This window comes from Streptomyces sp. NBC_01235 (assembly GCF_035989285.1).
In the GTDB taxonomy this organism is placed as follows: domain Bacteria; phylum Actinomycetota; class Actinomycetes; order Streptomycetales; family Streptomycetaceae; genus Streptomyces.
In genome coordinates this window covers 11,008,095-11,021,726 of record NZ_CP108513.1, presented here as the reverse complement: position 1 = coordinate 11,021,726, position 13,632 = coordinate 11,008,095, and the positions used below count along the sequence as shown (strand labels likewise).

General features: G+C 69.0%; 10 protein-coding genes. 7 read left to right on the top strand and 3 right to left on the bottom strand.

Features of this window, described 5'->3' with window-relative positions:
* Positions 1-13: 13 nt before the first annotated feature.
* Positions 14-232 (bottom strand): MbtH family protein, encoded by a 219-nt coding sequence (locus OG289_RS49330; RefSeq protein WP_327320529.1) that lies wholly within the window; start codon positions 230-232, stop codon positions 14-16.
* 324 nt (positions 233-556) lie between these two features.
* On the opposite strand from OG289_RS49330, the gene OG289_RS49325 reads away from it, so the two are divergent.
* The 3 genes from OG289_RS49325 (at position 557) to OG289_RS49315 (ending at position 5,020) form a co-directional block, all read left to right on the top strand.
* Positions 557-2,146 carry an MBL fold metallo-hydrolase gene (locus OG289_RS49325; RefSeq protein WP_327320528.1) on the top strand — a complete coding sequence of 530 codons (1,590 nt, stop codon included), beginning with the start codon at positions 557-559 and terminating at the stop codon, positions 2,144-2,146.
* A gap of 9 nt (positions 2,147-2,155) precedes the next feature.
* A complete protein-coding gene (locus OG289_RS49320; RefSeq protein ID WP_327320527.1) occupies positions 2,156-2,956 on the top strand; it encodes an alpha/beta fold hydrolase in 801 nt (266 codons plus the stop codon).
* Between the two features lie 129 nt (positions 2,957-3,085).
* The gene (locus tag OG289_RS49315; RefSeq protein WP_327320526.1) at positions 3,086-5,020 is read left to right on the top strand and encodes an ABC transporter ATP-binding protein; all 1,935 of its coding nucleotides are present in this window, start codon (positions 3,086-3,088) and stop codon (positions 5,018-5,020) included.
* An 80-nt stretch (positions 5,021-5,100) separates the two neighbouring features.
* Here the strand turns inward: OG289_RS49315 and OG289_RS49310 are convergent, their stop codons facing one another.
* A complete protein-coding gene (locus tag OG289_RS49310) occupies positions 5,101-6,093 on the bottom strand; it encodes a ParB and winged helix-turn-helix domain-containing protein (RefSeq protein ID WP_327320525.1) in 993 nt (330 codons plus the stop codon).
* Positions 6,094-7,971: 1,878 nt separating this feature from the next.
* Here OG289_RS49310 and OG289_RS49305 point away from each other — a divergent pair.
* From OG289_RS49305 to OG289_RS49290, 4 genes are all read left to right on the top strand, one after another.
* Entirely contained in the window at positions 7,972-8,604 is a 633-nt protein-coding gene (locus tag OG289_RS49305; protein WP_327320524.1) for an ArsR/SmtB family transcription factor, read from the top strand.
* Positions 8,605-8,816: 212 nt separating this feature from the next.
* The gene (locus tag OG289_RS49300; RefSeq protein WP_442819138.1) at positions 8,817-10,136 is read left to right on the top strand and encodes a flavin-containing monooxygenase; all 1,320 of its coding nucleotides are present in this window, start codon (positions 8,817-8,819) and stop codon (positions 10,134-10,136) included.
* Positions 10,133-11,011, top strand: coding sequence for an SDR family NAD(P)-dependent oxidoreductase (locus tag OG289_RS49295; protein WP_327320522.1), 879 nt, complete (start codon positions 10,133-10,135; stop codon positions 11,009-11,011). The genes OG289_RS49300 and OG289_RS49295 overlap by 4 nt, the downstream gene beginning before the upstream one ends.
* Positions 11,008-12,429 (top strand): aldehyde dehydrogenase family protein, encoded by a 1,422-nt coding sequence (locus OG289_RS49290; RefSeq protein WP_327320521.1) that lies wholly within the window; start codon positions 11,008-11,010, stop codon positions 12,427-12,429. The genes OG289_RS49295 and OG289_RS49290 overlap by 4 nt, the downstream gene beginning before the upstream one ends.
* A gap of 25 nt (positions 12,430-12,454) precedes the next feature.
* Here the strand turns inward: OG289_RS49290 and OG289_RS49285 are convergent, their stop codons facing one another.
* The gene (locus tag OG289_RS49285) at positions 12,455-13,534 is read right to left on the bottom strand and encodes an AraC family transcriptional regulator (protein WP_327321033.1); all 1,080 of its coding nucleotides are present in this window, start codon (positions 13,532-13,534) and stop codon (positions 12,455-12,457) included.
* Between the last annotated feature and the right edge of the window lie 98 nt (positions 13,535-13,632).

Here is a 13,632-nt window from a genome sequence, read left to right as displayed (position 1 = left end):
CGGCGGCCCCGGCTCAGGCGTTGCCCGACTGCATGGCGGCGATCAGGCTCTTGGGCCGCATGTCGGTCCAGGACTTGTCGATGTAGTCCAGGCACTCCTGCCGGCCCGCCTCGCCGAACACCACGGCCCAGCCCTCGGGCACCTCGGCGAACAGCGGCCACAGCGAGTGCTGGCCCTCGTCGTTGGTCAGGACCAGGTAGCTGGCGTCCGGGTCCTCGAATGGGTTCGTCACGACGTCGTCCTTTCTAGCGATGGACGGCGCCGCCGCGGGCCGCACTGGGCAGCCCGAAGCGGGCGCCGGTCCGTCGGAGTTGGTGGATGCGGTGCCACTATCGCTCGGCCGCCGGGCCGCTTCCAAGGGGCGCTGGCCAGGGCCGTCCAAGCGCGGCAGTGCCGCTCTTGGACACCTCCCTTAAGGAAAAGCCACTGGTGAAAGCCCTGAGCGATCCACGACGGGGCCCTGTTTGACGCATGGGACAGCAGGGCCCTGTCATGGAAGGACTTCCGCCGGCGCCGGCCGCGCAGGCATTCCCCCGCTTCGAGATGGAGGCAACACATGGGTGACGACGGCGTGCCGAAGTACCTCCGGTCCAACGTGATCGTCGAGCCACTGGTCGACCGCTTCTACGCCTGGCTGCACACGGTGGCCCCGGTGCAGGCCTCGATGAACCTGGCCTTCCTCCAACTGCCGCTGCTGGAGTCGTACCTGCAGTCGCCACAGGTGCACATCGCGGCGAGTAACAACCCGGACCTGCGCGGCGGCTACTTCATCGACATCCCCGAGGACCGCGCGGACGAGGTCGCCGAACTGACCGCATCCATCAAGCGTGACCGCGCCGGGATGCTCCAGTTCGCCGCGGCCGTCGCCGTCGCCGAGGAACTGGTGCGGCACAACGCCACCGGCTTCGACCTGACCCCGCTGTATCCGAAACTGCCGACCGCGCTGAACGGCCTGGTGGAGCTGGCCTACGACACCAGCAACCAGCCGTCGCTGCACTTCCTGGAACCGATCGTGTACCACAGCCTGGCGTTCGACTCCCGCCGCCAGTCGTTCCAGCTCTCCCTGGACGACGGCGTGGAGCGGCCGTTCATCCTGAGCACGCCGCGCCTGCCCGGGCCGGACGTCCTGGACCTCGATCTCCCGCTGACCCACGCGGGGCTCGGCGAGCTGACCGCCTCACGGATCCGGCCCGTCTCCCCGACGCGGCTCCGCGAGGCACTGGAACTGACCGACGCGCAGGCGGTCTGGCTGGACCGGCTGCTGACCGATCGGCCAGCCCTGTCCCCGGACCGGCACATCGAGTCCGGCGGCCGGATTCGCTACTACGGCCACGCGTGCCTGGTGCTGCAGAGCGCCGAGGCGACGATCGTCACCGACCCCTTCATCAGCACGGACAACCGCCGCGGCGACCGGTTCACCCTCGACGACCTGCCGGACCACATCGACCTGGTGCTGATCACGCACGGCCACCAGGACCACATCGTCCTGGAGACGCTGCTCCAGTTGCGCGGCCGGGTCGACAAGGTCGTGGTGCCGCGGTCCTCGCGCGGCAACCTCCCAGACCCCAACATCGCCCTCTACCTGAGGCACCTCGGGCTGCCAGCCGTGGAGGTCGACGACTTCGACGAGATACCCTTCCCCGGCGGCAAGGTGACCGCGACGCCGTTCCTCGGCGAGCACTCGGACCTCGACATCCGGGCCAAGTCCACGTACTGGGTCGACATCGCGGGCAAGAAGGTGTTCGTCGGCGCCGACTCCTCAGGAATCGACCCGGTCCTCTACCGCTACATACGCGGGCACCTCGGCCGGGCCGACATGGCGTTCCTCGGCATGGAGTGCGACGGCGCGCCGCTGACCTGGCTCTACGGCGGCCTGCTGACCAAGCCGGTCAGCAAGAAGATGAGCAGCTCACGCAAGCTGTCCGGCTCCAACGCCGCGCAGGCCGGCGACATCGTGGTCGAACTGGGGGCCGGCGAGGCGTACGTCTACGCCATGGGCGAGGAGAGCTGGCAGGGCCACGTCATGGCCACGACCTATAACGAGGACACCTACCAGCTCAAGCAGATCGACGAATTCCTGAGCTGGTGCAAGGAGCGGGACATCACCGCCGAGCACCTGTTCAACAAGCGCCAGTGGCGCTGGTAGAGGCCTGTCATGCCCTTCGTGGAGACCAACGGCGTCCGGCTGTCGTACGCGACGGCCGGTGCCGGCGAGCCGGTGCTGCTCATCATGGGCACCGGCGCTTCTGGCCAGGCCTGGACCATGCATCAGACCCCGGCACTGCACCGGGCCGGCTACCGGACGATCGTGTTCGACAACCGCGGCGTCCCGCCGTCGGACGCGCCCGCCGGCAAGTACTCGATGGCCGACCTGACGGCCGACACCGCCGGGCTGATCGAAGCCCTGGACCTGGCGCCGTGCCGGATCGTGGGCACATCGTTGGGCGCGATGGTCGCGCAGGAACTGGCGGTCGCCGCGCCCGGGCTGGTGCGCTGCGCCGTCCTGCTGGCCACCCGGGCCCGCACCGACGTAACGCGCAGCGCGCTGGCCGCAGCAGAGCGTTCCCTCTCAGAGGGTGCCGTACGCCTCCCGCCGGTTTACGCGGCCGCGGTCGCCGCGCAGCAGATGTTCTCCCCCGCCACCCTCAACGCCGACGCCGAGGCCGCGACCTGGCTCGAACTCTTCGAGCTCACCGGCGGCGGCCTCGGGGCCGGCGGGCAGGCGTGGGTCGAGACCGGCCAGGACCGGCGCGCGGCACTCGCCGCCGTCACCGCCCCCTGCCGGGTCATCGCCTTTGCAGACGACCTCATCACCCCGCCGCATCTGGCCCGCGAAGTCGCCGAGGCCATCCCCGACTGCGACTACGTGGAACTGGCGGACTGCGGCCACCTGGGCCACCTCGAACAGCCGGACGCGGTCAACGCCGCCATCGTCGATTTCCTCGACGCGCACTGACCCGTGTCGGCGCGGCGGGCGCGCATCGGCGAACACTGATGAACCCTGTCGGCCGCCGTGGAGCGCTGACGAGCACCGACCCGAGCGGACCGATTAGGCCCCCCGGACCGACGACCCCCAGGAGGACACGTGGCCACCGAAGCCACGGGCATCGATCCGTCGTCGCAGTCGGGCCCAGCCGGCCCGGTGCCACGCCGGCCGACCCGGCCCGGCACAATCCGGCGGATCCTGCCCTACACCGCCCGGCACCGGCGCCGGCTGGCGCTTCTACTGACGCTGTCCGCCGTGAACGCGGTCGCCGTCTCGGCGAGCCCGCTGATCCTCAAACTCGTCGTCGACGACGGCATCGTGCCCGGCCGTGTCGGCCTGACCATCGCCCTGTGCCTAGCCACCGTGGGCCTGGCCGCCGTCGACGCCCTCGCCGAGTACCTCCAAGCGCGCCTGTCCGGAAAGATCGGCGAGGGCCTGATCTACGACCTGCGGACGTCCGTCTTCGACCAAGTCCAGCGCCAGCCCCTGGCGTTCTTCGCCCGCACGCAGACCGGCTCCCTCGTCAGCCGCCTCAACACGGACGTGATCGGCGCCCAGCAGGCGGTGACCAGCCTGCTGTCGCAGTCCGTCGGCACGCTGCTGACCATGGTCTTCGTTCTCGTGTCGATGTTCTGGCTGTCCTGGCCCATCGCGCTCGCGGCGCTGCTGATGATCCCCTGTGTGCTGGTCCCGGCCAGGTTCGCGGGCCGTCGACTCCAGCGCCTGACCAGGGTTCTGATGCAGCACAACGCGGACCTCGGATCGACCCTGAACGAACGCTTCAACGTCTCCGGCGCGCTGCTCACCAAGCTCTACGGCCGCCCCGAGGCCGAGTCGGCGGCGTTCGCCGAACGCGCCGGCGTGATCCGCGACGTCGCGGTCCGGGCCCGGGCCCTGAGCCGGTTGCTGTCCGTCACCGGCTCCCTGCTCACCTCGCTCACCATCGCCCTGGTGTTCGGCCTGGGCGGCGTCCTGGTGATCCACGGCTCGCTGCGGATCGGCACGCTGGTGGCGATGGTCACGCTGCTGATGGCCCTGTACGGCCCGCTGAACCAGCTGACGAACATGCAGTCGATGGCACTGACGGCGCTGGTCAGCTTCGAGCGGGTCTTCGAGGTGCTGGACCTCGAGCCAGCAATCGCCGACCGGCCCGGCGCGACCGCGCTGGGGATCGTGGCGACTGCGAAAAACCCCGGAAACCCCGGAACCGCCGGGTCCGCCGGAGCCGCGCCCGAGATCGAGTTCGACCGCGTCAGCTTCCGGTATCCCTCGCCCGCCGAGACGTCCCTGGTGTCGCTGGAGGGCGTCGCGGGACGCGGCGCCGAGCGCGAGCCGACCGGCCCGGTCCTGACCGAGCTCAGCTTCATCGCCCCGGCCGGACGGCTGACCGCGCTGGTCGGCCCGTCCGGCGGCGGCAAGACGACGATCACCCAGCTCGTGCCCCGTCTGTACGAGGCGACCTCGGGGGCGGTCCTGGTCGGCGGCCGGGACGTCCGGGACCTGACCTCGACTTCGCTGCACGCGGCGGTCGGCGTGGTCACCCAGGACGCGCACCTGTTCCACGACACGATCCGCGCCAACCTCGCCTACGCGTGTCCCGAGGCGAGCGAAGGCGACATCATCGAAGCCTGCGAGACCGCGCACATCTGGGATCTGGTCCGATCCCTTCCCGACGGCCTGGACACCGTCGTCGGCGACCAGGGCCACCGATTGTCCGGCGGCGAGCGCCAGCGCATCTCCCTGGTCCGGCTGCTTCTGAAGTCCCCGCCGGTCGTGGTGCTCGACGAGGCGACCGCACACCTGGACTCGGAGTCCGAGGCTGCGATCCAGGAAGCGCTGAAGACCGCGCTGGCCGGCCGCACGTCGCTGGTGATCGCCCACCGGCTGTCGACGGTCCGCGATGCCGACCAGATCCTCGTGGTCGACCGGGGCCGGATCCGCGAGCGCGGCACCCACGAGCAGCTGCTGGCTGCCGACGACCTGTATGCGGAGCTCCACAGGGCCCAGTTCGACCGCCGGCCCGCGGTTCGGTGAATGGCGGCCCATCGTCGCGTCGCTCACCGGCCCGCCGCCGAGCGACGCGACGAACAGCCGTCGCATCGGTCCCGTCGATGTCAGTCCACGGATGCCCGGCCGTCGGCCAGCTGCTCCGCGAAGCCCGACCATGTGTTCGCGTACTGCAATGCGAGCTGCTGCACCAAGTCCGCGCAGTGCGGCGGTACAGCGGCTATCAGAACAGTCCGCTCCTGCTCCACCGCTGCCGCGTGCTGGAGGAAGCACAACAGGCGCCGGCCGTCCTCCTTGTGGCGAAGCGACGGGTCACGGATCAACTTTTGCAGGACCTCTGCGGAATCCGGCTGCACCATCGGTGCCTTCTTCGGCACCGCCGCGGCCTGTGGGACCGGATCAGGCTTCTCGTCGAGGTGCCGACGGACGTCGGCCACCGTCGTCGGGGACACCCCCGCCGCCCGGGCGATCTCCCGCAGCGAGGCCCGCGGCCGCTCGTGGAGAAGCCGCACCACCTCGCGCCGGTTCGCCCCGTGGTCCAGCGGCCGCACGCGACCGTCCAGGCCCACCCGCTCCGTCGTCTCGGCGTCCTGGGACCGCTGCCGGATCCTTGCGACCGTCCTCGCCCCGAGCCCAACGGCCTGGGCGATCGCCCGGTCGGCCATATACGGGTGGGAAACCAGGATGCGTTCGACGGCGGCCTGGCGGTCGGCGCGGGTCAGCGGGAGCCCGTGCCGCACGTTCGCCTCGACGGCCCGGAGGAACGCGTCCGCCTCGGACCCGTCGAAGTACTCGACCTCGATGGTCTCCCGGCCGTTGAGCATGGCAGCCATGACCCGGTGGAACCCGTCGATCACCCGCAGCCCGCGCCGGTCGACCAGCACCGGCGGCAGCGGCTCCTCGGTCTCGGCCAGCCGGAGCACGTGGTCGGCGTCATGGCCGTCGTGCCGGGGCGACTCGCCGAGTGCCAGCAGCGCGATCGGGACCTCCCGGATCTCGCGCGCCGGCTCCCGGCCGGACCCCCCGAAGTCCCCAAGCGCCGCCCCGGACCCCCGGAGCAGGTGTATCAGAGCCGTGGCGTCGTTCTCCCTCTGCCCCACGTGCCGTCTCCTTCCCCGTACCCGGTCAGTCGAGGGTCTCCGTCAGCGGGAACCGCCGCACGCGGATCTCCAGTCCTCGCAGACGAGCTGATCCGTTGACCGCTCTCCGACACAGTCCCGAAATGTCGACCAATGACGCCGGAACGGCCTCGGCCATCGCGAAGAAGACCACTTCGACGCCTCGCCCCGAGGGGCGGGCGTAGAGGCTTCCCGCCGTGGTTGCTCCCTCTTGAACGGTCCGAACGGGCGGCCGGAACGGCCCGCGCCGGGGCGGCTGCGGCAAAACCGGTCAGGGCGCTCACTCAGCCGGCCCGCGGCCGCAATTCGGATCTTTGATATGGACACTACGAGTTCCCTTCCGTCGATGTTGCGGACCATGTGACCAATCGCCGCTCACCGCATGACTGCGAACACCGGCGTGGTGGTGCCGCCGGCACACAGGGGAGTCCGGTCTCCCCGAAGCCAGGACGGAGTGGACGACAGGGCGGGACCCAAGGGGCCTTGTCGCGTGCCGAAGAGCGTTTCCCGAGCGTCGTCGCCCAAGTGCATGGAAAGTTAGCTGGAGCGGCCGTTGCTTCTCGCCCACCCAGGGGTTGAACTGCCCCCGCAACCAGGGTAGTTGGCGGTGTACAACCTGGGGTGTAGCTGTGGTGGAAAGCCGGGCGGAGCGATCGCTTGGGACCTACGCTCGGACGATGATCGCGCAGCGCACGTGGAGCCGGGCAGTTCGCAAGGCCTTCCCACAGGTGGCATACATCGACTACTCGGTGGTGCCGGTCGACCATCTCGGGCACGATGCTGCACAACAGGCCCGACCCGCACGGCTACTGGCGCACACCGACGTGTGGGCCCACGTTCTGATCGCCCTCCCCGGTCTACCATCCCCTTCGATGGGCCCATGGTGCGGCGAGAGCGCGGGACGTGGCGGGGCGAAGTGGCCTGCATCGGCCTGAACCGAGGTTGGCGCAACTGTCACTCCCTTCCCTTCGCGGTGGCGGTCCCTTGGTTCCGTGTGAGATCTGACTGTCTCCCGCGAGTGAACGGGGAGGCGTGGAGCAGTAGTCCCCGGGGGGAGCTGGGGCTTGCGGTCTTGGCTTGTTGAGCGGTCCTCGTGTCGCTCTCCTTGGGTGCGGAATCAGTTGATGACGGCGCGCTGGACGTCGCAGGCCTTGGCAGCGCCCCAGTCCTTGGACAGGTCGATCGTCTTGCCCTCGAAGTGCGCGATGGTCCACGTCCGGGCTGGGCGGTCGGTGCTATGACGGTGGCGCTTCCTACTGCCAGCGCGAGACCGCCGAGCGTGATGCCTGCCTTCACGGGGGAAGGTCCCTCTGCATGCTGCTTGCCCCCTGGTTGGGTCGGTTCGAGGCCTGGTGGAGGGTTACTTGCGTTCGGCCGCCAGCGTGCCCCACCCGGGCAGGGAGGTCGACGTGTTTCAACCTGGGTTGAATCACGGTCGGCTGGAACAATCACCGGTGATCGCCAGGCACGGCTCGAGCACGAGGGGAAGCAGTGGTCTACCGGATCCATTTCACCGCCGAGGACCTGGCCCGGACCCGGGTGGCCGAATCGCCGAGGCCGATGCTGGAACTGACCAACGCGGTACGGGTTCTCCAGGACCGGAATCAACCGGTTCGGTACGATGCATGGCGACAGCGGTCCTTTACCCGGTTACCGGCGGAAGCGCGCCTGGCCCTCGATCTGATCCCGCCGCGCGGATGGACACCGGACTTCCTGGCCCGGGTGCAAGCGGGCAGCCCACAAGATCTGCTGGAACAGATCCGCTCGACCTCACCGAAAGAGATCCGTCAGACCCTGGCAGCCCTCGCGGAACACCAGCCGCTACCGTCCTGGACCCGGCGGCTGGACGATGACCCACGCGTGCTGCAGCAGCTGGCCGACAGCATGCATCTCCTCCACAGGGCGGTCCTGGCACCGTACTGGTCGCACGTGGTGACCGACCTTGCCGCCGACCGGGCCGTTCGGATACGCGAACTGCTCCACGGTGGCGTCGAGCGCCTGCTGACCGGGTTGTACCCGCCGCGCATCCGGTGGACACCGCCGACGCTGGAAGTCGCCATGGCCTCCGGCATACAAGGCGATCTGCGGTTGGAGGGCCGGGGGCTGCTGCTGGTGCCCTCGCTGTTCGGGTCGGAGTCACCGGTCATCGACCCCGATGCCGAGCCGCAGCCCTTCCTGACCTATCCCGCCAACTTCGGCGCCGGCCTCACCCCCCTGACCCCCTTCTCCGCAGAGTCCGCGGCCGCAAGCGCCCCTGAGGCTCTGACGTCGCTGCTGGGCCGGACCCGCGCCGCAGTCCTCCATGCCATCGCCACCCATCCCGGATGCAACACGGCCGAACTCGCCGGCGTTCTGGGCATCGGCGCCTCCGGCGCCAGCCAACACGCCACCGTCCTACGACAGGCCGGACTGGTCACCACCCTCCGGCACCGCAACAACGCGGTGCACACCCCCACCAGCACCGGACTCAGCCTCCTCATGCTGCACAGCTGAAGGGCCGCCCCAGGCCCCACCAAGGGACTGTAAAACGCTCGTTTGACAGACCCGCGACAACCGCTGAACCCGACCCGTGGCCGCTGAGGCCCCCTCCATGACCGCACTGGTCAGTGTCCCCTGAACGTTGGATGAATAGATTCCCGTCAACGCCAGCGAATCCTGGCAAGACGGGAGGCAGAATCGTGAGTAGCACTTCTCATGACACGTGCGTGATCGGGGCGGGCCCTGCCGGGTTGGCAGTCGCCAGGGCGTTGACAGAGCGGCAGCTGTCCTATACGCATCTTGAGCGGCATACGGCGCTCGGCGGTGTGTGGGATATCGACAGCCCCGGAAGTCCGATGTACGAGTCGGCCCATTTCAATTCGAGCAAGACGCTCTCGGCTTTCGGTGGCTGGCCGATGCCGGACCATTTCGCCGACTACCCCTCGCACCGGCACATTCTGTCCTACCTGACGTCGTTCGCTGAAGCATACGGGCTGACGGAACGGATCGAATTCGGTACCGAGGTCATTGGAGTGGACAAGAACGCGGACGGCACCTGGACGGTCACCAGGGCCGACGGACGGCAGACCGTCCACAGCCAGGTCGTGGTGTGCACGGGCTCGCAATGGCATCCCAACATCCCCGACCTGCCGGGGAGCTTCACCGGCGAGATCCGTCACGCGGTCGACTATCGCAGTCCGGACGAACTGCGCGGCAGGCGCGTGCTGGTTGTGGGGGCGGGAGCATCCGGCTGTGACATCGCATGCGATGCGGCCCGGGTGGCCGACCGTGCGGTGATCAGCATGCGCCGCGGCTACTGGTTCATACCCAAGCACATCTTCGGCCGGCCCGCGGACACACTCGCCACTGTGGGGCCGAGGCTACCGATGTGGCTGGAGCAAAAGCTGTTCGGAGCCCTCCTGCGGATTCTCAACGGTGACCCGACCCGGCTGGGTCTGCAAAAGCCCGACCACAAGCTGTTCGAGACCCACCCCGTGCTCAGTTCGACGCTGCATCATCATCTCCAGCATGGCGACATCACGGCCAGGCCCGGGATCACCCGTACCGACGGCAGTACGGTGCACTTCACCGACGGCACACACGACGAATTCGACGTGATCCTGCTGGCGACCGGCTACAAGCACAAGGTGCCGGTCGCGCAGAAGTACTTCGGCGACGAACAGCACCCCGACCTGTACCTGTCGGCGTTCTCGCGTGAGCACGAGGGACTGTTCGGCGTCGGATTCGTGGAGACGAACTCCGCTGCCTACGCGCTCTTCGACACCCAGTCCCAGATGATCGCCGACTACATCCACGACGCGCAGCGCAAGCTGCCGAACGCGCAGCGGTTCGCCCGCATGATCCGAAGCGACCGCCCGGATCTGTCCGGCGGCATCAAGTTCGTCGATTCGCCCCGCCACACCGGCTACGTCAACAGCGGCACCTACGTGAAGTACCTGACCAAGATCGCGGCCGGGATGGGCTGGCGCACCGAGGGCCGGCCGCCACAGGTGACCTCCGTTCGGCACAAGGAGACGGTGTCATGAGCAGCTTCGACTTCACCGACAAAGTCATGCTGGTGACCGGCGGCGCGGGGGGAATAGGCAGCGCCATGTGCCGCCGTTTCGCCTCCGGGGGCGCCCGCTGCGTCGTCGTCGACATCGACGAGGCGCGCGCCAGGAAGGTCGCCGACGAGCTTCCCGGCCCTGGGCACACAGGTATTGGCTGCGATCTGACGGACCGCGCCCAGGTGGAGGACCTCTTCGACCAGGTCGCCGTCGGCTACGGCCGTCTGGACGTCTTGGTCAACAACGTCGGCATGACCAGCGCGGCACGCTTCGACGAGCGCAGCATCGAGAGCATCGAGCGGGAACTCGACCTCAATCTGCTCTCCCCTCTGATCGCGACCCGTCTCGCCATCCCGCTGCTGCGGGCCTCCAGGGACGCCCGGGTGGTCACCACCGGATCTCTCGGCGGGATCCTCCCGCTCGGCGAGACCCCGATCTACACGGCCTCCAAGTTCGGACTGAGAGGCGCGATGCTCTCGATCGGGCTCGACCTGAAGGACAAGGGCATCAGGGTCGGGTCGGTGCTGCCATCGGCCACCGATACCCGGATGCTGCGCGAGGAGGCGGTGGAGGGCGGGAACTCCCTGCAGTTCCAGGATCCGCCGCAGCAGCCCGCCGACGTCGTGGCGGCGGTGGTGAGCCTGCTGGACAAGCCCCGCCTGGAGGCCTATCCCCGCTCAGGTGAGTCCCGTCTGGTCCGGTTCGCAATGCTCGTACCGAACCTGCTGCCCAAGGCCTTCCCGCTGTTCCGCAAGCGCGGCGACCGCGGCATGGCCCGCTACCTGGAAGACCTGCGCCGAAGAGGGCTGGCACGACAGGTCGACGGCCGATGGGAGCTGGTGGAGGAGGAATGATCACAGACGAGAGCCCGTCCATGTTGCGCGTCGTCAACCCCACGACGGGGAAGCTGAACACCGCGCTGCCCGCCGCGACGGCCGAGGACGTCGCCAAAGCAGCCGAGCAGGCCCAGCAGGTGTTCGATGCCGGGGTGTGGTCCCGACTTCCGGTCCGCGAGCGGAGCGCGGTGCTGCTGCGGCTGGCCGATCTGATGGAACGCGACGCCGAACTCCTGGCCCGGCTGGACAGTGAGGACGCGGGCAAACCGATCTCCGAGTGCCGGGCGGGCGACGTACCCGGCGCGATCGAGTCGATCCGCTGGTTCGCCGAGGCGGCCGACAAAATCTTCGGCCGCGTCGCCCCCACAGGGGCGGACTGCCTGGGCCTGATGAGCCGGGAGCCCATCGGCGTGGTGGCGGCGATTCTGCCGTGGAACTACCCGCTGGCCATGACCGCGTGGAAGGTCGGTCCCGCGCTGGCCGCAGGAAACTGCCTGCTGGTCAAGCCCGCCGAGGCGACCCCGCGTTCGGCCCTGCACCTGGCGGAACTCGCCGCCGAGGCCGGCCTCCCGGACGGAGTCCTCACGGTACTGCCCGGGCACGGCCCGGTCGCCGGAACGGCCCTGGCCCGCAGCCCTGTCGTGGGAGCGCTGTCGTTCACCGGCTCCACCGAGACCGGGCGGCGCATCCTCAAGGACGCGGCCGAGAGCAACTTCAAGCGTGTCTCACTGGAGATGGGCGGCAAGAGCCCTCAGGTGCTGATGGCCGACGCCCTCGCCTACGGGCAGGACCTCATCGACGGCATGATCGAGGCCGCGTTCCTGACGATGGGCCAGAACTGCACGGCCGGCTCGCGCATTCTGGTCCACGAAAGCATTGCCGACGAGGTCCTGGCCCGGTTCACTGCCGCCGCGCAGAAACTGGTCATCGGCGACCCGGCGCACCCCCGTACCCAGCTGGGACCGCTCATCGACCATGCCGCCTTCAGCCGAGTCGCCGAGGCCGTGGAGGCCGCTCGGGCCGGCGGAGCCCGGATCCACACCGCGAGCCTGCCCGACGGTCTGCCGCCGCGCGCCGCCTACTACCCGCCCACCGTGATCACCCGCGCCCCCGAAGGCAGCGATGTACTCACCAAGGAGCTGTTCGGGCCCGTCGTGACGATGCAGACCTTCACGACGGAGGCCCACGCCATACGTATGGCCAACGCCACGGCGTACGGACTTGCCGCCTCAGTGTGGACCCGGGACCTCGACGCCGCATTCCGCCTGGCACACGGCATCCATGCGGGGGTCGTCTCGGTCAACTGCTACAGCGAAGGCGACATCACCGCCCCCTTCGGGGGATGGAAGGAGTCCGGATGCGGCGGCGCGGAGAAATCCACGAACGCCTTCGAGCAATGGACCAGGGAGAAAACCGTCTGGATCCGAACCCGCTGAACCGAGGAACCGGAGCCGACCGGAGTCAGCTCGTCACCGACCCCTCCCGTTCCGGCGTCTGATTCCGCAGCCGCAGCGGTGAGGTGCCGTGCCAGCGGCGCACCGCCCGACGCAGGGCTCGCTCGTCGGAGAACCCCGACCGATGGGCAATATCACGCAGCGTCAGTCCCGATCGCAGCATCAGCTGTTCGACGCGTTCCCGGCGCACCCCGTCAACGAGCGCATCGTACGTGGTACCGCAGTCGGCCAGTCGGCGGCGGAGCGTCCGCTCGCTGGCCGACTGCCTGCGTGCCTGCTCGGCGAACGAGGGAACCACCGGAAGGCTCTGCGCGACGGAGATCTCCAGCACTTCCAGCAGCTCCTGCTGGTGGCGGCGCGAGGCCAGCTGCGTGTCGAGCATCCCCAGTACCGAGGCACAAGTCACCGGATCCCGGGCCGGCATCCGGGTCCGGGCCCAGACCGGATCGATGACAAGGCGGCTGACAGGGGCGCCGAAGCGGACCGGACAGCCGAAGAAGGCACCGTACGGTTCGCGTTCCGCCGGTTCGGGAAAGGCAAACTCAGCCAGTGCCGGTGTGAACGCCGGACCGGCGGTCAGCCGGGACAGGGCGACCACCGAGGTCAGGCCTTCTTCGATCAGGAAGACCGCGACACCCGGCTCCAGGCCGGGATCAGGAAGGTCGGCACGCAGAACGAAACCCTCGTCCCCCTGCTCGGCCGACCACATCACCATCGCCCCGGACAAGTTCTGGTACCGCACTCCGGTCTCGAAGGCGTGCTGCAGTGTGTCGCTGGCCATCAGGGCGAAGCCGAGCAGACCCCAAGCCGTCGGGTGCTGCACCGCTCCCACCCTCATCCCCAGGCGCGCGTCCCCGGTGAGCTCCAGCGCACGGCGGATCACCGTACTGCCCTGACGATAGGAGACCCGCAGAGCCGCCGAGCGCATGACCGTCTCATCCAGCCCGACCTGCTCCAGCACGGGCCGAAGATCGACGCCGCGCTCCTCGGCGACGGAAGCGATGTAGTGCAGGATGTTCGGCTGGATCGTCGCCGACGTACTGCGACTGGTCCCCGAAAAGGCAACCGGGCCAACGGCGAAAGACATCCGCACTCCGCCTTCCTCTCTGACACAACCACGTTGACACCACACGTCCCGGGAGGACCCCAACCAGCTGAAGTCGCCTGTTCGGCCCGGGACGCCGT

Coding starts and splice junctions, on each gene's coding strand:
- OG289_RS49285 (WP_327321033.1), bottom strand. CDS start 13,534: ATGTCTTTCGCCGTTGGCCCGGTTGCCTTTTCGGGGACCAGTCGCAGT.
- OG289_RS49320 (WP_327320527.1), top strand. CDS start 2,156: ATGCCCTTCGTGGAGACCAACGGCGTCCGGCTGTCGTACGCGACGGCC.
- OG289_RS49325 (WP_327320528.1), top strand. CDS start 557: ATGGGTGACGACGGCGTGCCGAAGTACCTCCGGTCCAACGTGATCGTC.
- OG289_RS49295 (WP_327320522.1), top strand. CDS start 10,133: ATGAGCAGCTTCGACTTCACCGACAAAGTCATGCTGGTGACCGGCGGC.
- OG289_RS49290 (WP_327320521.1), top strand. CDS start 11,008: ATGATCACAGACGAGAGCCCGTCCATGTTGCGCGTCGTCAACCCCACG.